Raw genomic sequence first — 20,570 nt, 5'->3', positions numbered from 1 at the left:
ATATGTCTGAAGGCAAAACAATGAGGCTTAATAAAGTTTTAAGAGAATTAAATATTTCTCTTGATAGAGCGGTAGAATATTTAGCAAAAAAAGGTCATGAAATAGATTCAAGGCCAACTACTAAAATTTCTAGTGATGTCTATCGAGTTTTACAAGATGGCTTTGAAAAAGATGCAAATAAAAAAGCTGCATCTAAAGAAGTTGGTGAAGAAAAACGTAAAGAGAAAGAAGCAATTCGTTTAGAAATTGAGGCTAAGTTAGAAAAGAAAAGAGCAGAAGAAACTAAGAAGGAGGAGATCTTAATAAAAGCCAAAGCAGAAAAATTAGAATTTAAAACTGTTGGTAAAATAGATATCAATAATTTAGGTAAAAAATCTGTTGATGCAACAGAAGAAGTAGCAGAGACGCCAAAAGTTCAAGAACCTGAAAAAGTTCAAGAAGTAGAGGTTGTTAAAAAATCTGAAATTGTAGAGGAAGCTAAAGAGGTAAAAGAAGAACCTAAAAAAGTTGTTGTTGAACCTAAATTAGAAGAAGTTGTAGCTGAAAAGCAAACTGTTAAAAAAACTGTTTCTGAAATAGAAAAAGAAGCTTCTAAAGTTGATGCTAAAAACGAATCTAAAAAGGACTCTTCTAAGAAAGAAGAGAAACCCGAAGAAGTGACTGCAGAAAATGCTGAGGCAATTAAAACTCAGTATAAAAAATTAGATGGCCCTAATTTTACAGGTAAGAAAATTGATTTAAAACAATTTGAAAGACCTAAAAAGAAAAAACCAGAAGTTAAAAAGGACACTAATGCAGATGCGAAAAAGAAACGTAAACGTATAAATAAACCTACAACAGGTGGTAATGCAAACACTAGAACTGGTGGTGCTAAAAGAGGAACTTCTGGAAATACTAGAGGAGGAGTTGGTAGACCAGGTTTTAGAGGTAAAGCTAATCAAAGAACACCTATTAAGAAAGAAGAGCCTACAGAAGCAGATATTCAGAAGCAAGTTAGAGAAACTTTAGAAAAACTTCAAGGTAAATCTTCTAGAGGTAAAGGAGCGAAATATCGTAGAAATAAAAGAGAAGCTCACAGAGAACATACTGAGGCAGAATTAGAAGCACAAGCATTAGGTAATAAAGTCTTAAAAGTAACAGAGTTTGTTACTGTAAGTGAAGTTGCTACAATGATGGATGTTCCTGTAACTCAAATTATTTCTTCTTGTATGATGCTTGGTATGATGGTAACAATGAATCAGCGTTTAGATGCAGAAACATTAGTTATTGTTGCAGAAGAGTTTAATCATAAAGTAGAGTTTGTTGGTGCAGAAGTCGAAGAATCAATTGAAGAAGTAGAAGATAAACCAGAAGATTTAATTACTCGTGCACCAATTATTACTGTAATGGGTCACGTAGATCATGGTAAAACTTCTTTGCTAGATTATATTAGAAAAGCTAATGTTATAGAAGGAGAAAGTGGTGGAATTACGCAGCATATCGGAGCTTATTCTGTAAATGTTGGTGATCAGAAAATAGCATTTTTAGATACTCCAGGTCACGAAGCTTTTACAGCAATGCGTGCACGAGGAGCACAAGTAACAGATTTAGTAATTATTGTTGCAGCCGCAGATGATGATATAATGCCGCAAACAAAAGAGGCAATTTCTCATGCTCAGGCAGCAGGAGTACCTATCATATTTGCAATTAATAAAATTGATAAACCAAATGCAAATCCAGATAATGTAAAAACTCAATTATCTTCAATGAATTTATTAATTGAAGAATGGGGTGGAAGTATTCAATCTCAAGATATTTCAGCAAAAACAGGTGAAGGAATAGATGGTTTATTAGAGAAGGTGTTGTTAGAAGCAGAGATCTTAGAGCTAAAAGCAAATCCTAATAAAAATGCAATTGGTACTGTTGTAGAAGCACAATTAGATAAAGGTAGAGGTTATGTAACAACTATCTTGGTTCAAGCAGGAACCCTTAATATTGGTGATTATTTACTTGCAGGTAAACATAGTGGTAAAGTAAAAGCTATGTTTGATGATAAAGGTAATAAAATGAAAAAAGCTGGACCATCAACTCCAGTTTCAATTTTAGGATTAGACGGTGCGCCACAAGCAGGTGATAAATTTAATGTATTTGATGATGAAAGAGAAGCCAAACAAATTGCATCTAAACGTTCTCAATTACAACGTGAGCAATCTGTAAGAACTCAGAAAACGCTTACTCTTGCAGAAATTGGACGTAGAATTGCACTTGGAGATTTTAAAGAATTAAATATTATCTTAAAAGGAGATGTAGATGGTTCTGTAGAAGCTTTAACAGATTCGTTCCAAAAATTATCAACAGAAGAAATTCAAGTTAATATTTTACATAAAGGAGTTGGTGCAATCACAGAAAGTGATGTTTTATTAGCAACTGCTTCTGATGCAATTATAGTTGGATTTAATGTACGTCCTCAAGGAAATGCAAGAATGATTGCAGACAGAGAGGAAGTAGATATTAGAACTTACTCAATTATTTATGACGCAATCAATGACTTGAAAGACGCCATGGAAGGAATGTTATCTCCAGAAATGAAAGAAGAAGTTAGTGGTAATGTAGAAATCAGAGAAGTATATAAAATATCTAAAGTTGGTAATATTGCAGGTTGTATGGTAATGTCTGGTAAAATATTTAGAGATTCTAATATTAGAATTATTAGAGACGGAATTGTTGTTCATGACGGAATCTTATCATCTTTAAAACGATTTAAAGACGATGTTAAAGAAGTTGCTAAAGGATATGATTGTGGTTTACAAGTTAAGAACTACAATGATATTGTTGAAGGCGACATTATAGAAGCATATAAAGAAATAGCAGTAAAAAAGAAGTTGAAATAAATTTATTTTTAGTACATAAAAAAGCGTCAAAATTATTTTAATTTTGACGCTTTTTTTTATGATATTTTAGAATTTTACTTTCCCAAAGGAATAACTATTAGTCCAGAAAATTTTTCTGAAAAACCTACCATAGCTTTATCAGCTTCTAATCTTGTTTTATAATTTCCAACTTGAACTTTCCAATAAGGTTGATCATAATCAAGTTTTGTATAAACATCAGGAAAATTAAGCTTAAACTTATTTTGTAAACTTCTAGCTTCAGTTTCATTTCCATAAAAAATTTGAACCCTAAAACCAAAACCAAATTTACTATTAAATGCTCTTTTTTTTGCAATTAAGTTTTTTATCTGATTGCTGCTATTAGTAGTATTTTGGGCAGAAATAGAGTTACTACTAGCTAGTAATAAAAGGATAAAAGTTCCTAAATAAAGTTTGTTTTTCATGTAAAAAATATTTATACAAAAGTAACGAGAACCATTAGAATAAATTTCATAATAATGTTATTTAGAATTAGTATAAATTATTGTTTAACGTTCTTTTCCTTTTTTTAAACTTAGCAATATGTAGTACTTTTGTCAAACTGTTCAAAAAAAATGATTTTTTTGAACCATTTTATACACGATACTAAAAATAGTTTGTAAATATGAAAAGTGTAGCATTGCACAATAAACTAACCGGAGTACTATTTAAGGGTTTTGCAGTCATTCTGTTTTTTGCATTTAGCTTATCGTCTTATTCTCAAGATGTAGATGAAGCGCGTCAAAAAGAAGGAAGATCATTATTTAAATCTTTGTGTGCTTCTTGTCACAAATTAGATAAAAAGTTAGTTGGTCCTGCCTTAGCAGGAGTAGAAGAACGTAGAGAGAACGTTTGGTTAAAGGCTTGGATTAAAAACAATGCTGAGTTAAGAGCTTCTGGAGATAGAGATGCAAATTCAATTTTTGAGGAATATAAAGGTTCTCCAATGACCGCGTTTCCTCAATTAGGAGATCAGCAAATTGATGATATTTTATATTATACAACTGTTGGTGATCCTAAACCTACTGTTGTAGCGGGAGAAGAAGGTGTTGTTAGGAATTCTGCGGATGCTCCAGGTTGGTTAATTTATATCTTAGCTGCTGCAATTATAGTTGCATTTCTTATAATAGCAGGATTACTTAAAACAATTAGCGAATTAAAAGGAGCGCCAAAAACTAAAGGAGCTGTTGCAAGTTTAAAAGATGTTTGGATAGGTTATAAACAAAACACATTTTTAGTAGTATTGACTGTTATATTTTTTATGTTGATGGGTGCTTATGTGTTTTTTGGAACTTTATTTAAAGTTGGTGTTGATGAAGGATATTCTCCTTTGCAGCCAATTGCATTTTCGCATAAAATACATGCAGGAGATAATAAAATTGATTGTCAATATTGTCATACTTCCGCTAAGCATAGTAAAACATCAGGAATTCCTTCTGTTAATGTATGTATGAATTGTCATAAAAATATTTCTGAAGTAGCAGAAGATACTAAAGTTGAATGGGATGGAGTAACTTATGGTAAGCCAGAATTAGATAAAGAAATCGCTAAAATTTATGAAGCAGTTGGTTGGGATAATGATATTTTAGAATATACAGGAAATACGAAACCTGTTAAATGGGTTAGAATTCATAATTTGCCAGATTTTGTATATTACAATCACTCACAACACGTAACTGTTGCAGGTTTAGAATGTCAAAAATGTCATGGTCCTGTAGAAGAAATGGATGAAATGCGTCAGTTTTCTCCATTAACAATGGGTTGGTGTATCGATTGTCATAAGGAAACTAAAGTAGATTTAAAAGGTAATGATTATTACGAAAAAATCCACGAAGAGTTAGCGAAAAAATATAATGTAGATCAAGTTACCATTGCTCAATTAGGAGGTAAAGAATGTGGTAAATGTCACTATTAATAATGAAGAATGATAGTTTTGGCTATGGTGAAAACTAATAACTAACAACTAACAATTAATAACTAATAAATAAATGGCTTCAAACAAAAAATACTGGAAAAGTGTTGAAGAACTTAAAGGAAGTTCTATTGTTGAAACGCTGAGCAAAAATGAGTTTGTAGAAGAAATTCCTTCAGACGAATTTTTAGGTGATAAAGAAACATTAGAAAGTTCTTCTACTTCACGTAGAGACTTTTTAAAATATGTGGGCTTTACTACTGCTGCAGCTTCATTAGCTGCGTGCGAGGGTCCAGTTAGAAAATCCATACCTTTTGTTGTAAAACCTAATGATGTAACTCCTGGAATTGCAGATTGGTACGCTACTTCTATGGCAGATGGTTACGACTTTGCAAATGTTTTGGTAAAAACACGAGAAGGTCGTCCTATTCAAATAATGCCTAATAAAGATGCAAACGGAACAACTAGTGCAAGAGTACAAGCTGCTGTTTTATCTTTATATGATGAAAAATTACGTTTAAAAGAACCTACTAAAGGAGGTGAAGTAATTTCTTGGGCTGATGCAGATAGAGAAATTTTAGCGAAATTAAATGCTTTTAAAGAAGCAAATAAATCAGTCGTTTTATTAACAGGTACAATGGCGAGTCCTTCTACATCTAAAATTGTAGATGAATTTAATGTTGCTTATCCAAATGTAAAGCATGTTGTTTATGATGCGGTTTCAGAATCTGGTGCTGCAGATGCAATGTTGTCAATGTATGGTAAACGTGTTTTGCCAAATTATCATTTAGACAAAGCAAAAACTATTGTTTCTTTTGGTGCAGATTTTCTTGGAGATTTTCATGGAGGATTTGAAAAGCAATTTATAGCTGGTAGAAAACCAGAAACAGGACACATGTCTTATCATGTTCAGATAGAAAGCAATATGTCTTTAACAGGAGCTAATTCTGATAAAAGAATTGTTGTAAAACCTTCTGATCAAGTTTTTGCATTATTAAATTTATATAAAGCAATTACTGGAGATACTATTTCATCAAAAACTACAGCAATTGATGATACAGTTAAAAAATTAGCATCAGAATTAAAGAAAGCAGGTTCTAAAGGAGTTGTTTTAACTGGTTTAAATGATGAAAATGCACAATTAATTGCATTTGCAATTAACAAAGCAATAGGGAGTGAAATATTTGATGCGGTAAATACATTAAATATCCGTCAAGGAAATGATACAGAAGTTGCTCAATTAGTTTCTGATATGAAAGCTGGTAAAATTGCAGGATTAATTTCTTACAATGTAGATCCAATATATTCATTATCAAATTCATCAGATTTTTCTCAAGGATTAAAGAAACTAGAACTTTCAGTAGCATTATCAATAGAAAATAATGAAACTGTAAACGCTTCTAATTATGCGTTGCCAACTCCACATTTCTTAGAATCTTGGGGAGATACACAGTTTAATTCTGTAACATATGGTTTAGTACAGCCAACTATACAGCCTTTATTTAATACACGTCAAATTCAAGATACGTTATTAAGTTGGTCTGGAAATACAACAAAATATTACGATTATTTAAAAGCTTTTGCAACTGCAAATGTTTTAAATGGTTCTTCTTGGAATACAGCTTTACATAATGGTTTTTATAATATAGAAACTCTAGAAGATATTCAAAGTTTAGAGTCAACTGTAGTTATTTCTGATGTAGCAAGTCAATTATCAAATTCAGCAAAAAAAGCTACAGGTTTTGAGTTAAACTTATATACTAAAACTGGTTTAGGTGATGGTAAACAAGCAAATAATCCTTGGTTACAAGAATTTCCTGATCCAATTACAAGAGCTTCATGGGATAATTATTTAATGATGTCTATTGCAGATGCCAGAGAATTAGGTTTTTCAAATCCTGTAAAAGATAATGGAGCAATTGATGGAGATTATGCTAAAGTTTCTGTTAATGGAGTAGAAGTTGTTGTTCCTGTAATGGTGCAACCAGGTCAGGCAAAAGGTTCTGTTGGTTTAGCATTAGGTTATGGAAGAACTTTTGGCTTAAAAGAAGAAATGCAAGTCGGTGTTAATGGATATCCATTATATACTAAAGGAAACAATATTCAATACGGAGTTAAAATAGATAAAGTTTCAGGAACGCATCAATTTGCTTGTACGCAAGTACAAAAAACAATTGCAGGACGTCATGATATATTAAAAGTAGCTTCTTTAAAAGAGTACAATACTGTTGCTCCTAAAGATCACCATCATGGATGGAATAAGCCTTCAATGGTTTCTTATGATCATCAAGAAGTAGAAGCTAATACTATTGATTTATGGGATGAGCATAACAGAGAAGTTGGTCATCACTTTAATTTATCTATAGATTTAACCTCTTGTACTGGTTGTGGTGCTTGTGTTGTTGCATGTCATGCAGAAAACAATGTGCCAGTAGTTGGAAAAAACGAAGTAAGAGTTGGTAGAGATATGCACTGGTTGCGTATTGATAGATATTATTCTTCTGAAGTAGAAACTAGAGAAGAAGCTAAAGAGTTAGGTTTAAGTAGAGGTGAAATGTATGAAGCACTAGAAACTGAAGCTGAAAACCCAGAAGTTACTTTTCAACCAATGATGTGTCAACATTGTAATCATGCTCCTTGTGAGACCGTTTGTCCAGTTGCAGCAACATCACATGGTCGTCAAGGTCAAAACCAAATGGCATATAACAGATGTGTAGGTACAAGATATTGTGCAAACAACTGTCCTTATAGAGTTCGTCGTTTTAACTGGTTTAATTATGCAGATAATAACGAGTTTGACTTTAATATGAACAACGAATATGGTAAAATGGTTTTAAACCCAGATGTTGTAGTTCGTTCTAGAGGAGTTATGGAAAAATGTTCTATGTGTATTCAAATGACACAAGCAACAATTTTAAAAGCTAAGAAAGAAGGAAGAGCTGTAGATACAGATGAATTCGAAACAGCTTGTTCTTCTGCATGTACTACAGGAGCTATGGTTTTTGGAGATTTGAACAATAAAAAAGACAATGTTGCTGCATTAGCAATTGATAAAAGAGCTTATAACGTATTAGATTACTTACAGACAAAACCGAATGTAATCTATCAAGTGAAAGTTAAAAATACAAACGAAGCGTAATTTAAAATTAAGATATAAAAATATGTCTCATTACGAAGCACCCATAAGGGAACCTTTAGTATTAGGTGATAAAAGTTATCACGATATTACCGAAGACATTGCTAAACCTATAGAAGGTATAGCAAACAAGAATTGGTATATAGCATTTTATATTTCTTTAGCAGCAATGCTTTGGGGATTTGGATGTATTTTTTACACAGTTGGAACTGGTATTGGAGTTTGGGGATTAAGCAAGAACATTGGTTGGGCTTGGGATATAACAAACTTTGTATGGTGGGTTGGTATTGGTCACGCAGGGACTTTAATATCTGCAGTACTTTTATTGTTCCGTCAAAAATGGAGAATGGCAATTAACCGTTCTGCAGAAGCAATGACAATTTTTGCTGTTTTTCAAGCAGGATTGTTTCCAATTATTCACATGGGTAGACCTTGGAACGGTTATTGGGTTTTACCAATGCCAAATCAATTTGGGTCATTGTGGGTAAACTTTAACTCACCATTATTATGGGACGTTTTTGCAATCTCAACATATTTATCTGTATCATTAGTTTTCTGGTGGACAGGTTTATTGCCAGATTTTGCAATGATTAGAGATAGAGCTGTGAAACCTTTTCAAAAGAAAATATATGCTTTATTATCTTTTGGATGGTCTGGAAGAGCAAAAGATTGGCAACGTTTTGAAGAGGTCTCTTTAGTACTTGCAGGTTTAGCAACACCATTAGTGCTTTCTGTGCACACAATTGTATCTATGGATTTTGCTACATCAATCAATCCAGGATGGCACTCAACTATTTTTCCACCTTATTTCGTAGCTGGAGCAATCTTCTCTGGATTCGCAATGGTACAAACCTTATTAGGTATTATGAGAAAAGTAACTAATTTAGAAGATTACATTACTCGTATGCATGTTGAATATATGAATATAGTAATTATCTTAACAGGAGGTATTGTTGCCGTTGCTTATGCAACAGAGTTTTTTATTGCTTGGTATACAGGATCACCTTATGAAAATTATACATACTTATCTGTAGGTGCTGCTACAGGACCATATGCTTGGGCATTTTGGTCATTAATAATATTTAATATTATTACACCACAATTACTTTGGTTTAAGAAAATTAGAAGGAGTTTTATATGGACTTTTATAATTTCGATTGCTATTAATATTGGTATGTGGTTTGAGCGTTTTGATATTATTGCAATTGTATTAAGTAAGGGGCATCTACCATCTACATGGTGGCGTTTTGAACCAACGTTTGTAGATGTAGGTATATTTGTTGGAACGATAGGATTCTTCTTTGTATTGTTCTTATTATATGCAAGAACATTCCCTGTTATCGCGCAAGCTGAAGTAAAAACGATATTAAAATCTTCTGGAGAGTTTTATAAAAAGAGGAGTGAACAAGGTATACCAACTAAACCAGTAATTAATGTTGCTAAAGTAGCAGGTATATCAGATAAATCAGAAAAAGAATAATTATGGAATCATCAAAAGTTATTCACGCGTTTTATAATGATGACGAAGTTGTGTTAGATGCAGTTAAAACTGTAAAAGCAGATGGTCATCATATTGAAGAAGTATTTTGCCCTTTTCCAGTTCATGGTTTAGACAAAGCAATGGGATTAGCTCCAACTAGGTTAGCAATTACTGCATTCTTTTATGGAATTACAGGTTTATCATTTGCTATATGGATGACTAATTACATGATGATACAGGATTGGCCTCAAGATATTGGAGGTAAACCTAGTTTTTCTTGGTTTGATAATATGCCAGCATTTGTACCAATTATGTTTGAATTGACGGTGTTTTTTGCAGCGCATTTAATGGTAATTACTTTTTATATGAGAAGTAGAATTTGGCCATTTAAAGAAGCAGAAAATCCAGATCCAAGAACTACGGATGATCATTTTTTAATGGAAATTCCTGTTCATAATAATGTAGATGAGTTAAAAGCTTTGTTATCTAAAACAGGCGCTGTAGAAATTAATGTAGTAGACAAGCACTAATCAATAATAATGAAGAAATTAAAATTAATTATCGCTTTAGTTACTCTTACAAGTATTGTTTCTTGTAACGATAAACGTACACCTCAAGTACAATATATGCCAGATATGTATGTATCTGTTCCCTATGATCCCAATGGTGTTGATGGTATAAAAGGTGAACCTGTAAATCTAGAACCAGTTGCTGGTACTATCCCTAGAGGTGGTCATCCTGCTTATGATATCCCAAATACTAATGAAGGATATGAGAAAGCAAAGAATGAATTAAGGAATCCTTATGAGGCTTCTGAAGAAAATTTAGAAAACGGAAAAGCAATGTATACAATATACTGTATATCTTGTCATGGAAGTAAAGGAGATGGAAATGGTTATTTATCTCAAGCAGACAAGTTTGCTGGGATTCCTAACTATAAAGATAGAGATATTAATGCAGGTAGTATTTATCATGTAATTATGCATGGTAAAAACTTAATGGGGTCTCACGCATCTCAATTAACTTATAAAGAACGTTGGCAAATTGTACACTATGTTGAAAAACTACGTACTGATTTAATTCAATAATTACAAAAAGATAGAATACGAAAGATATGTATCAATTCTCCGGTAAATTAAAAACATTCTCAATTGCATTAATAATTATTGGTGCATTGGGTATTGGTTTAAGCTTTATGAATGTACCAAGTTCTTTAGATGAAGCTAAAGAAATTATTGCAAATCAAGCTTCACATGATGGTGGCTATGCAACTTCTCATGAAGAAGTTAAAAAAGACATTCATCAAATGGATGTTAAAGAGGAAGCTTTTTCTCATTCTGATGAAGCGCATCATGAAGTAACAAAAGAAAATCATGAAGTAGCAGATACTCATGGTGATAATCATGATGATGCACATGCAGAACATGTTTATCATCAACTAAAGAATAAACCTTGGTCTGCATTATACGTTTCTTTATTTTTCTTTTTAGGAATCACTTTGTTAGTTTTAGCTTTTTATGCTTCACAAAGAGTTGCTCAATCTGCTTGGTCTGTTGTTTTATTTAGAGTAATGGAAGCAATTACTGCTAATTTAGTTCCTACATCGATTGTAATGCTTGGAGTTATTATAGCTGCAGTTTTACATATAAACCATATGTTTCCTTGGATGGCAGAAGGTGTTTTTGATCCTACAAGCCCAAATTATGATGCAATAATTGATGGTAAATCTTGGTGGATGAATCTGCCTGGATGGGCAATTAGAAGTGTTTTGTATTTAGCTATATGGAATACATACAGATGGTTTATCCGTAAAAATTCTATTAAAGAAGATACTGCAAATGATGGTTATAAAACATTTAAATTAAACTATAATGTTTCTGTTGGATTCATATTTTTATTTATGATTTCAGAATCTATGATGTCTTGGGATTGGATTATGGGGTTAGATCCTCACTGGTTCTCTACATTATTTGGATGGTATGTTTTAGCAAGTTTATTAGTAAGTGCTTTAACAGTAATTGCATTTGTAACAATTTATTTACGTTCAAAAGGAGCTTTACCTGCTGTTAATGATAGTCATATTCATGATTTAGCTAAATTTATGTTTGGTTTCTCTGTATTTTGGACCTACTTGTGGTTTGCTCAATTTATGTTAATCTGGTATGCAGATATTCCTGAAGAAACTACATATTTTGCATTAAGATTTAATGAATATAAATTACCATTCTTAGCAATGTTAGGTATGAATTTTGTATTCCCAATATTGTTATTATTAAATAGTGATTTTAAGAGTATTCCATGGTTTGTCGTTATTGGAGGTGTTGTAATTTTAGCTGGACATTATGTTGATGTTTTTGTTATGATTATGCCTGCAACAGTTGGTGCACAATGGTCTTTTGGTATTCCAGAATTTAGTGCGCTATTGTTTTTCTTAGGTGTTTTCATTTACACTGTATTCAGCGCCTTTGCAAAAGCTAATCCAATACCAAAAGGGAATCCTTTCTTAGAAGAAAGTAAGCATTTTCACTATTACAATATAGAACACAGAGGAGAGGGTTCTGCAGATCATCATTAATAAATAAAGGAATTAAATAAATTAAGAAAAGATAAATATGTTAGCTCTATTTTATATTTTTATAGGTGTTGCAATAGGTGTAAGCTTATGGCAAATTACTAGAATCATGAATTTTAGAAGTGTTCTTGCTACGGATGAAGATAACACTAGACAAGGTAGAAATGCATTGTTATTTTTGGTGTTTTTCTATGCAATAATGATTTACTGTTTAATCTTTATGAATGTAATAATGTTACCTGAATCTGCTTCTATAGAAGGAGAACATGATGATAACTTATTTAATATTACATTTTGGTTAATTGGAATTGTACAGTTTGCAATGCAATTTTTAATTTTTTATTTTACTTTTAAATATAAAGGAAGTAAGGATAGAAAAGCTAAATTTTATGCAGATAGTCACCAATTAGAATTAATATGGACTGTTACCCCAGCAATTGTTTTAGTTGTTTTAATTGGATATGGTTTATGGCAATGGAACAATATTATGGATTTATCAGATGCTGAAGATCCGGTAGTAATTGAAGTTTATTCACAACAGTTTAGATGGGATGCTCGTTATGCTGGTGAAGACAATGCTTTAGGATTAGGTAATGTTAATTATATTAAAGGCCTAAATACAATGGGGGTTGATATGTCTGATAAAAATTCTTTAGACGATAAACAAGTTACAGAATTATATTTACCAAAAGGAAGAAAGGTCCATTTTAAATTCCGTTCTCAAGATGTATTACACTCAGCTTATATGCCTCATTTTAGAGCTCAAATGAACTGTGTACCTGGTATGGTTACCCAATTTGGTTTCACACCTAAATTTACTACAGAAGAAATGAGACAACAGTCTGAAGTAGTTGAAAAAACTGCAAACATTAATAAAATTAGAAAAGCTAAAGGAGAAGATCCTTATGAGTTTGATTATTTGCTATTATGTAATAAAATTTGTGGTGCTTCTCATTATAGTATGCAAATGAAAATTACTGTTGTAGAGCAAGATGAATATGATAAGTGGATTGCAGAACAACCAACTTTAGCAACAGTTATTCAATAATTATAATTTAAAAGATACAATACAAATAATATTATGTCAGAACATCATCATAAAGAAACATTTGTAACAAAATATATTTTTAGTCAAGATCACAAAATGATTTCTAAGCAATTCCTTGTAACAGGAATGTTTATGGGTATCATTGGTGTATTTATGTCTATGTTATTCCGTTTACAAATTGCATGGCCAGAAAAATCTTTTTCAATTATTGAAGCTTTTTTAGGACCTCACCAAACAGACGGGGTGATGAACCCAGATATTTATTTGGCGATAGTAACTATTCATGGTACTATTATGGTTTTCTTTGTACTAACTGCTGGTTTAAGTGGAACATTTTCAAACTTATTAATTCCTTTGCAGATTGGTGCTAGAGACATGGCTTCTGGTTTTTTAAATATGGTTTCATATTGGTTATTCTTTTTATCAAGTATAATCATGGTTATTTCATTATTTGTTGAAGCTGGACCAGCGTCTGCGGGATGGACGGTTTACCCACCTTTAAGTGCATTACCACAAGCAATTCCAGGTTCTGGAACAGGTATGACACTTTGGTTAGTTTCTATGGCTATATTTATTGCTTCTTCTTTAATTGGTTCTTTAAATTATATCGTTACAGTTTTTAATTTAAGAACAAAAGGAATGAAAATGACAAGATTGCCTTTAACTATATGGGCTTTTTTTATTACAGCTATTATTGGTGTGGTTTCATTTCCAGTTTTATTATCAGCTGCATTATTATTAGTTTTTGATAGAAGTTTTGGAACATCATTTTATTTATCAGATATCTTTATATCTGGAGAAGTTCTACACTATCAAGGAGGTTCGCCCGTACTTTATGAACACTTATTTTGGTTCTTAGGTCACCCTGAAGTTTATATTGTGTTATTACCAGCATTAGGTATTACATCAGAAATTATATCTACTAATTCTAGAAAACCAATTTTTGGATATAGAGCAATGGTAATGTCTATAATGGCAATTGCATTTTTATCTACAATTGTTTGGGGTCACCACATGTTTGTTTCTGGTATGAATCCTTTCTTAGGATCTGTATTTACATTTACAACATTATTAATAGCAATTCCATCTGCAGTAAAAGCATTTAATTATATTACCACTTTATGGAAAGGTAATTTACAATTAAACCCTGCAATGTTATTTTCTATCGGATTAGTTTCAACATTTGTAACAGGTGGATTAACAGGATTAGTTTTAGGAGATTCTGCATTAGATATTGCAATTCATGATACTTATTTTGTAGTTGCACACTTTCACTTAGTAATGGGTGTATCTGCAATTTTTGGAATGTTTGCTGGTGTATATCATTGGTTTCCAAAAATGTATGGTAGAATGATGAATAAAACTATGGGTTATTGGCATTTTTGGCTAAGTATTATTTGTGCTTATGGTGTTTTTTGGCCAATGCACTTTATAGGTTTAGCTGGTTTACCAAGAAGATATTATTCAAATACAGCTTTTCCATTGTTTGATGATTTAGCTGATATCAATAAAGTAATTACAATTTTTGCTTTAGTTGGTGGATTAGCACAAATTATATTTATTGCAAACTTCTTTATATCTATTTATAGAGGGCAAAAAGCAACACAGAATCCTTGGAATTCTAATACGTTAGAGTGGACAACTCCTGTAGAGCATGTTCATGGAAACTGGCCAGGAAAATTACCAGAAGTTCATAGATGGGCTTATGATTATAGTAAAAGAGTAGATGCAAATGATGATGATAGTGATTATTTACACGGTCAAGATTTTGTACTACAAACAACACCTTTATTAGATGGTGAAGAACCATCTTAGTAAAATATAAAATTTATAAAAAAACCTTTCCTATATCTGGAAAGGTTTTTTTGTTTTGTAACAAAAGGTACATTTAACCTGTTTTAAAATCTCTTATCTTTGTAGTTATGAACGAAAACTTAAATCCTGATAATAGCAATCTATCAAATGAAGATTTAGATGTAGAAAAAAAATTGCGTCCACTTACTTTTGATGATTTTACTGGGCAAGACCAAGCATTAGACAATCTCAAAATATTTGTTGAAGCAGCCAATCAGAGAGGAGAAGCTTTAGATCATACCTTATTTCATGGGCCTCCAGGATTAGGGAAAACAACTTTAGCTCATATTTTAGCAAATGAATTACAAGTTGGTATAAAAGTTACTTCTGGACCCGTTTTAGATAAACCTGGAGATTTAGCAGGTTTGTTAACAAATCTTGATGAACGAGATGTTTTGTTTATTGATGAAATTCACAGATTAAGTCCTATTGTAGAAGAGTATTTATATTCAGCAATGGAAGATTATAAAATTGATATTATGATTGAATCTGGTCCAAATGCCAGAACAGTTCAAATCAATTTAGAACCTTTTACTTTAATAGGAGCAACAACTCGATCTGGATTGTTAACAGCGCCAATGAGAGCACGTTTTGGTATTAGTAGTAGATTACAATACTATTCAACAGAATTACTAACAACAATTATTCAAAGAAGTTCTCATATTTTGGGAGTTCCTATTTCTATGGAAGCCGCCATAGAAATAGCTGGTAGAAGTAGAGGAACACCAAGAATAGCAAATGCATTATTAAGAAGAGTTAGAGATTTTGCACAAATAAAAGGAGACGGAACTATAACTATACAAATAGCAAAATATGCTCTAAAAGCCTTAAATGTTGATGCTCATGGTTTGGATGAAATGGATAATAAAATCTTAGAAACTATTATAGATAAATTCAAAGGAGGGCCAGTTGGTCTAAGTACAATTGCAACTGCGGTTTCTGAAAATACCGAAACTATTGAAGAAGTTTACGAACCATTTTTGATTCAGCAAGGATTTATTATGAGAACTCCAAGAGGTAGAGAGGTAACTGATTTAGCTTATAAACACCTAGGAAGAGTTAAAGGTAGAAATCAGGGAGAGTTATTTTAATAGAGTTCAAAGTTTTAAAGTAAAAAAAGTAGCAAAGTTTAAGAAAATGAACATAAAAAAAATAATACCAATTTTAGACTGGTTACCTAACTACAATAGATCTTTATTTAAAGGAGATTTAGTTGCAGGTTTGACTGTTGGTATTATTTTAATTCCACAAGGAATTGCTTATGCACTAATTGCAGGGTTGCCACCAATTTATGGTTTGTATTGTGCTTTAGTTCCGCAAGTAATGTATGCCATTTTTGGTTCATCAAGACAAGTGGCAATTGGTCCTGTAGCAATGGATTCTTTAATAGTTGCAACTGGTGTTTCTACTTTGGCTTTAGCAGGATCTGAAAGTTATATTTCTATTGCCATTTTATTAGCGTTAATGGTTGGTGCTATTCAATTTTTATTAGGAGTTTTTAGTTTAGGATTTATTGTAAACTTTTTATCAAAACCTGTAATAACAGGTTTTACATCAGCAGTGGCTTTAATAATTGGCTTTAATCAATTTAGAAATTTATTAGGAGCTGATTTTATCCAAAGTGATCAAATTCAATATATTTTAGAAGATGTTTGGTTAAAAATAGCCACTTTTAATAAGCATACAACAATTATCGGAATCATTTCTGTAGCAATAATTCTAATCTTTAGAAAGATTAATAAAAAACTTCCTAATGCACTAATTGTTGTAGTTCTTGGAATTATAATTATGAAATATTTTGGAAAAAGTTTTAATGATGTTTCTATTGTAAAAGATATTCCTTCTGGATTACCAGGTTTTGGTATTCCAGAATTCGATTTAGATCAAATTAAAGAGTTGTTACCAATAGCATTTACATTGGTTATGGTTGGTTATTTAGAAACGATTTCTATAGGTAAATCTTTAGAAGCAAAACAAGATGAATACAGAATTAGAGCCAATCAAGAATTAATAGCGTTAGGGTTAAGTAATATGGTAGGTTCTTTTTTTAAAGCTTATCCTGTGGCATCAAGTTTTTCTCGTTCGGCAATTAATCAAGAAAGTGGTGCAAAAACAGGAATGGCTGCATTAATTTCTGTAATTATGGTTGTAATTACACTTTTATTTTTAACACCTTTATTTTATCATTTACCTAAAACAGTTTTAGCTGCAATTATAATTGTTGCAGTTTTTGGATTGATAAATTTTAAAGAAGCGGCCTTTTTATGGAGAGCTAATAATTTAGATTTCTGGTTGATGTTATCAACTTTTTTAGCAACTTTATTATTAGGAATTGAATACGGAATAATGGTAGGTGTTGGTTTATCTCTAATAGTTTTAATTTATAGAACTTCTAGACCTTATGTTACTGAATTAGGAAAAGTGCCAGGTTCTAATTTTTACAGAAATAAAAATCGTTTTGAAGAAGTAATTATTGATGATGATATTTTAATTTTTAGGTTTGATGCACAGATATTTTATGCGAATTCTAATTATTTTAGAGATAATTTAGACAAAATGGCAGCCAAAAAAGGAAAGGCTTTAAAATTGATTGTTATTGATGCAGAAAGCATTAATAGAGTTGATAGTACAGGTGTAGAAATGTTAAAAGAACGAATAAAATTTTATCAGAAAAAAGGAATAATGTTTTATTTTGCAGGTGTTAAAGGACCTGTTAGAGATGATTTGTTTAGAAGTGGAGTATTACAAATTATAGGTATCAATCATTTTTTTATGCGCGCAAATGAAGCTGTAAAATTTTATAAAACAGGAGACAGACAACATCAAGAAAAATATGCAAAATATATACATCAAGCATATAAATAAAACTAATTAAAAAGCTGACATAGATCATTTAGAATAGATTGCTTTTAAAGTAATTTAATAATTTAAAATCTTAAGAATAAAGATTATGATAATAGAACAAATTTACACAGGTTGTTTAGCACAAGGTGCTTATTATATAGAAAGTAAAGGTGAAGTTGCAATTATAGATCCGTTAAGAGAAGTACAAGATTATATAGATAGCGCAGCAAAAAATAATGCAAAAATTAAATATATTTTCGAAACCCATTTTCATGCAGATTTTGTAAGTGGTCATGTAACTTTAGCGGAAAAAACAGGAGCAAAAATTGTATACGGACCAACAGCAAAAACAAATTTTGATGCAATTATTGCTAAAGATAATCAGGTTTTTAAAGTTGGTGATATTTCAATTACGGTTTTACACACACCAGGTCATACAATGGAAAGTTCATGCTATTTATTAAAAGATGAAAAAGGTAAAGATTATGCTCTTTTTAGTGGTGATACTTTATTTTTAGGAGATGTTGGTAGACCAGATTTAGCACAAAAAGGAGACATTACAGAAAAAGATTTAGCGGGTTTTTTGTTTGATAGTTTACGAAATAAAGTAATGACTTTAGCTGATGATGTTATGGTATATCCTGCGCATGGAGCGGGTTCTGCTTGTGGTAAAAATCTAAGCAAAGAAACTGTAGGTACAATTGGTAATCAAAAAGAAACCAATTATGCTTTAAGAGCAGATATGACAAAAGAGGAATTTATAAAAGAAGTTACAGATGGTTTATTGCCACCGCCAGCATATTTTCCTTTAAATGTTAAGTTGAACAAAGAAGGATATCAAGATATAGATGAAGTTATAGAAAATAGCGTAAAACCGTTTTCTGTAGAAGCATTTGAAATTCATGCAAATGAAACAGATGCATTAATTTTAGACGTTCGTCATCAATCAGAATTTATAAAAGGGTTTATACCAAATTCTATTTTTATAGGTTTAGGTGGCACATTTGCACCTTGGGTTGGCGCTTTAATAAAAGATATTAGACAACCAATTTTGTTGGTAACACCAGAAGGTGAGGAAGAAGGTACAATTATACGTTTGTCTAGAGTTGGTTTTGATAATGTGTTAGGGTATTTAGAAGGAAGTTTCGATTCTTGGCAAAAAGCAGGAAAGGAAATAGATACAATTACGTCTATTACTGCAGATACATTAGCAAAAAAAATGGACGAAAACCCATTAATTTTTGATGTTAGAAAACCAGGGGAATATGCAAGCGAACATATTAAAATAGCAGAAAATACACCTTTAGATTTCTTAAATAATTATATTTCTGAATTCCCTAAAAAAGGTAATTTTTACGTGCATTGTGCAGGAGGATATCGGTCTGTAATTGCTGCTTCTATTTTAAAAGCACGCGGATTTCATAATGTTATTGATGTTGATGGTGGTTATGACGCAATTAAAAATACAACTATAGAAAGAACAGCAGCCGTTTGCCCATCAACTTTAAAATAAATAAAATGAAAAATGTTTTTTGCCTTTTACTGATGAGTTTCTTTTTTATCAATTGTAATTCTCAAGATGAAATAAAATCTATTTCAACAAGTGAATTAAAAGTATTGTTAGATAAAGGAGAAATTCAATTATTGGATGTAAGAACTCCACAAGAAATTAAACAAGGTTTTATAGAAACAGCAAAATTTGCTAATTTTTTTGATACTGATTTTAATACAAAAGCAACATCAAAATTAGATAAAAATAAACCAGTTTATTTGTACTGCAGAAGTGGAAATAGAAGTGATAAATCAGCAAAAAGATTACAAAAAGAAGGTTATGAAGTCTATAATATTTTAGGCGGATATAATAAATGGAAACAAGAAAATTAAAAAATTATGACAACAGATATTCAAATAGAAAATTTAAAATGTGGTGGTTGTGCAGCAACTATTAAAAAAGGATTATTAAGTTTAGAAAATATAGAAGACATTACAGTTGATGTTGAAAAATCAATAGTTTCTGTAACGTCAAACAAAGATGTTTTAGAAAGTGTAAAAGAAAAATTATCTAAACTTGGTTATCCAGAAGTTGGTGATAAAAATACTGTTTTACACAAAGCAAAATCGTTTGTTAGTTGCGCCGTTGGTAGAATGGATTCTTAAAAATAAAAGGGAGCAATTTTGCTCCCTTTTTTATGCTTTATTGTAAATTATTACTACTGTTTAAAGGTTTTTAAATCTGTTGAATAGCCTTTGTATATAGAAAAATCTATATTATCTGGTTGTGTTATTTTTAAGGCTAACAAACTGCCATCACTGTCAATTTTTATTTCGTAAAAATATTTATTACCAGAAATTCCTGATAGAGCTTCGAATTTGTAAATAGTGTTTCCGTCATTAATTAAAGTTTTATCATTTTCAATTTGATAAACTTGAGAATTATTAATGCTTCCATCTGAGAAAATTAAATGCGTAAAAATTTTATCCGAAAAAGATACTGCAAAAACTTGGTCTGTGTCTCTACTTTTTGGCTCATCATTTTCTATATATAATATTTTATTAGCATGTACAGTTATTCCTTTAAGATTAGAATTTTGGGCGTTTGTATTAATTCCGAAGATTACTAGCAGCGTTGTTAGAAAGATTAGTTTCATGTTTTTATTGATTTAATTAGGCATGCGATATTCTATTTTCAACTCTCTCAATTAAATTTCTTTTTTAGATAAAGCGTATTAATTTTACTATTGATATAACTTTTATGATAACAACTAATATCAATAAGCTATCAAATCTATAATATATTTAAAAAGTATACAATACCTAATAATAGGTATGTCTAAAT

General features: G+C 31.2%; 16 protein-coding genes. 14 read left to right on the top strand and 2 right to left on the bottom strand.

From position 1 onward, the window contains the following. Positions 1-2 precede the first annotated feature (2 nt). Entirely contained in the window at positions 3-2,870 is a 2,868-nt protein-coding gene (gene infB / locus BLT70_RS14785) for a translation initiation factor IF-2 (protein WP_091896029.1), read from the top strand. 74 nt (positions 2,871-2,944) lie between these two features. On the opposite strand, the gene BLT70_RS14780 is transcribed toward infB, so the two are convergent. After that, positions 2,945-3,313: an SPOR domain-containing protein gene (locus tag BLT70_RS14780; protein WP_091896026.1), complete on the bottom strand. Its 369-nt coding sequence runs from the start codon at positions 3,311-3,313 to the stop codon at positions 2,945-2,947. 200 nt (positions 3,314-3,513) lie between these two features. Here BLT70_RS14780 and BLT70_RS14775 point away from each other — a divergent pair, with 200 nt between their 5' ends. From BLT70_RS14775 to BLT70_RS14715, 13 genes are all read left to right on the top strand, one after another. After that, positions 3,514-4,803, top strand: a complete 1,290-nt coding sequence (locus BLT70_RS14775; RefSeq protein ID WP_091896024.1) for a c-type cytochrome — start codon at positions 3,514-3,516, stop codon at positions 4,801-4,803. 73 nt (positions 4,804-4,876) lie between these two features. Then, positions 4,877-7,939 carry a TAT-variant-translocated molybdopterin oxidoreductase gene (locus BLT70_RS14770; RefSeq protein WP_091896022.1) on the top strand — a complete coding sequence of 1,021 codons (3,063 nt, stop codon included), beginning with the start codon at positions 4,877-4,879 and terminating at the stop codon, positions 7,937-7,939. A 22-nt stretch (positions 7,940-7,961) separates the two neighbouring features. Beyond that, positions 7,962-9,416, top strand: a complete 1,455-nt coding sequence (gene nrfD, locus BLT70_RS14765) for an NrfD/PsrC family molybdoenzyme membrane anchor subunit (RefSeq protein WP_091896019.1) — start codon at positions 7,962-7,964, stop codon at positions 9,414-9,416. 2 nt (positions 9,417-9,418) lie between these two features. Beyond that, positions 9,419-9,946, top strand: coding sequence for a DUF3341 domain-containing protein (locus tag BLT70_RS14760; protein ID WP_091896016.1), 528 nt, complete (start codon positions 9,419-9,421; stop codon positions 9,944-9,946). Between the two features lie 9 nt (positions 9,947-9,955). Beyond that, complete coding sequence (locus tag BLT70_RS14755; protein ID WP_172824422.1) at positions 9,956-10,504, top strand: cytochrome c; 549 nt, start codon at positions 9,956-9,958, stop codon at positions 10,502-10,504. A 26-nt stretch (positions 10,505-10,530) separates the two neighbouring features. Beyond that, positions 10,531-11,991 carry a quinol:cytochrome C oxidoreductase gene (locus tag BLT70_RS14750; RefSeq protein ID WP_091896013.1) on the top strand — a complete coding sequence of 487 codons (1,461 nt, stop codon included), beginning with the start codon at positions 10,531-10,533 and terminating at the stop codon, positions 11,989-11,991. Positions 11,992-12,028: 37 nt separating this feature from the next. Next, positions 12,029-13,036, top strand: coding sequence for a cytochrome c oxidase subunit II (locus BLT70_RS14745; RefSeq protein ID WP_091896011.1), 1,008 nt, complete (start codon positions 12,029-12,031; stop codon positions 13,034-13,036). A gap of 33 nt (positions 13,037-13,069) precedes the next feature. Further along, a complete protein-coding gene (locus BLT70_RS14740; protein ID WP_091896008.1) occupies positions 13,070-14,851 on the top strand; it encodes a cbb3-type cytochrome c oxidase subunit I in 1,782 nt (593 codons plus the stop codon). 107 nt (positions 14,852-14,958) lie between these two features. Next, on the top strand, positions 14,959-15,981 hold the full coding sequence (ruvB, locus tag BLT70_RS14735; RefSeq protein WP_091896005.1) for a Holliday junction branch migration DNA helicase RuvB: 1,023 nt from the start codon (positions 14,959-14,961) through the stop codon (positions 15,979-15,981). A gap of 46 nt (positions 15,982-16,027) precedes the next feature. Continuing rightward, positions 16,028-17,755, top strand: coding sequence for a SulP family inorganic anion transporter (locus tag BLT70_RS14730; RefSeq protein ID WP_091896002.1), 1,728 nt, complete (start codon positions 16,028-16,030; stop codon positions 17,753-17,755). An 85-nt stretch (positions 17,756-17,840) separates the two neighbouring features. Continuing rightward, a complete protein-coding gene (locus tag BLT70_RS14725) occupies positions 17,841-19,247 on the top strand; it encodes a rhodanese-like domain-containing protein (protein WP_091895999.1) in 1,407 nt (468 codons plus the stop codon). A gap of 5 nt (positions 19,248-19,252) precedes the next feature. After that, the gene (locus tag BLT70_RS14720) at positions 19,253-19,618 is read left to right on the top strand and encodes a rhodanese-like domain-containing protein (RefSeq protein ID WP_231962742.1); all 366 of its coding nucleotides are present in this window, start codon (positions 19,253-19,255) and stop codon (positions 19,616-19,618) included. A 6-nt stretch (positions 19,619-19,624) separates the two neighbouring features. Continuing rightward, on the top strand, positions 19,625-19,891 hold the full coding sequence (locus BLT70_RS14715) for a heavy-metal-associated domain-containing protein (RefSeq protein WP_091895993.1): 267 nt from the start codon (positions 19,625-19,627) through the stop codon (positions 19,889-19,891). A 53-nt stretch (positions 19,892-19,944) separates the two neighbouring features. On the opposite strand, the gene BLT70_RS14710 is transcribed toward BLT70_RS14715, so the two are convergent. After that, on the bottom strand, positions 19,945-20,382 hold the full coding sequence (locus tag BLT70_RS14710) for a hypothetical protein (RefSeq protein ID WP_091895990.1): 438 nt from the start codon (positions 20,380-20,382) through the stop codon (positions 19,945-19,947). Positions 20,383-20,570 lie beyond the last annotated feature (188 nt).

Source organism: Polaribacter sp. KT25b (assembly GCF_900105145.1).
Lineage (GTDB): Bacteria > Bacteroidota > Bacteroidia > Flavobacteriales > Flavobacteriaceae > Polaribacter.
Note: the sequence above shows the minus strand (reverse complement) of the source record. Positions and strands in the feature narration are given on the sequence as shown.

What these genes read in the sequence shown, in the direction of transcription:
- BLT70_RS14775 (WP_091896024.1), top strand. Translation starts at nt 3,514, where the DNA reads ATGAAAAGTGTAGCATTGCACAATAAACTAACCGGAGTACTATTTAAG.
- BLT70_RS14750 (WP_091896013.1), top strand. Translation starts at nt 10,531, where the DNA reads ATGTATCAATTCTCCGGTAAATTAAAAACATTCTCAATTGCATTAATA.
- BLT70_RS14770 (WP_091896022.1), top strand. Translation starts at nt 4,877, where the DNA reads ATGGCTTCAAACAAAAAATACTGGAAAAGTGTTGAAGAACTTAAAGGA.
- BLT70_RS14755 (WP_172824422.1), top strand. Translation starts at nt 9,956, where the DNA reads ATGAAGAAATTAAAATTAATTATCGCTTTAGTTACTCTTACAAGTATT.
- BLT70_RS14740 (WP_091896008.1), top strand. Translation starts at nt 13,070, where the DNA reads ATGTCAGAACATCATCATAAAGAAACATTTGTAACAAAATATATTTTT.
- BLT70_RS14745 (WP_091896011.1), top strand. Translation starts at nt 12,029, where the DNA reads ATGTTAGCTCTATTTTATATTTTTATAGGTGTTGCAATAGGTGTAAGC.
- BLT70_RS14780 (WP_091896026.1), bottom strand. Translation starts at nt 3,313, where the DNA reads ATGAAAAACAAACTTTATTTAGGAACTTTTATCCTTTTATTACTAGCT.
- BLT70_RS14715 (WP_091895993.1), top strand. Translation starts at nt 19,625, where the DNA reads ATGACAACAGATATTCAAATAGAAAATTTAAAATGTGGTGGTTGTGCA.
- infB (WP_091896029.1), top strand. Translation starts at nt 3, where the DNA reads ATGTCTGAAGGCAAAACAATGAGGCTTAATAAAGTTTTAAGAGAATTA.
- BLT70_RS14725 (WP_091895999.1), top strand. Translation starts at nt 17,841, where the DNA reads ATGATAATAGAACAAATTTACACAGGTTGTTTAGCACAAGGTGCTTAT.
- BLT70_RS14710 (WP_091895990.1), bottom strand. Translation starts at nt 20,382, where the DNA reads ATGAAACTAATCTTTCTAACAACGCTGCTAGTAATCTTCGGAATTAAT.
- BLT70_RS14730 (WP_091896002.1), top strand. Translation starts at nt 16,028, where the DNA reads ATGAACATAAAAAAAATAATACCAATTTTAGACTGGTTACCTAACTAC.
- BLT70_RS14720 (WP_231962742.1), top strand. Translation starts at nt 19,253, where the DNA reads ATGAAAAATGTTTTTTGCCTTTTACTGATGAGTTTCTTTTTTATCAAT.
- BLT70_RS14760 (WP_091896016.1), top strand. Translation starts at nt 9,419, where the DNA reads ATGGAATCATCAAAAGTTATTCACGCGTTTTATAATGATGACGAAGTT.
- ruvB (WP_091896005.1), top strand. Translation starts at nt 14,959, where the DNA reads ATGAACGAAAACTTAAATCCTGATAATAGCAATCTATCAAATGAAGAT.
- nrfD (WP_091896019.1), top strand. Translation starts at nt 7,962, where the DNA reads ATGTCTCATTACGAAGCACCCATAAGGGAACCTTTAGTATTAGGTGAT.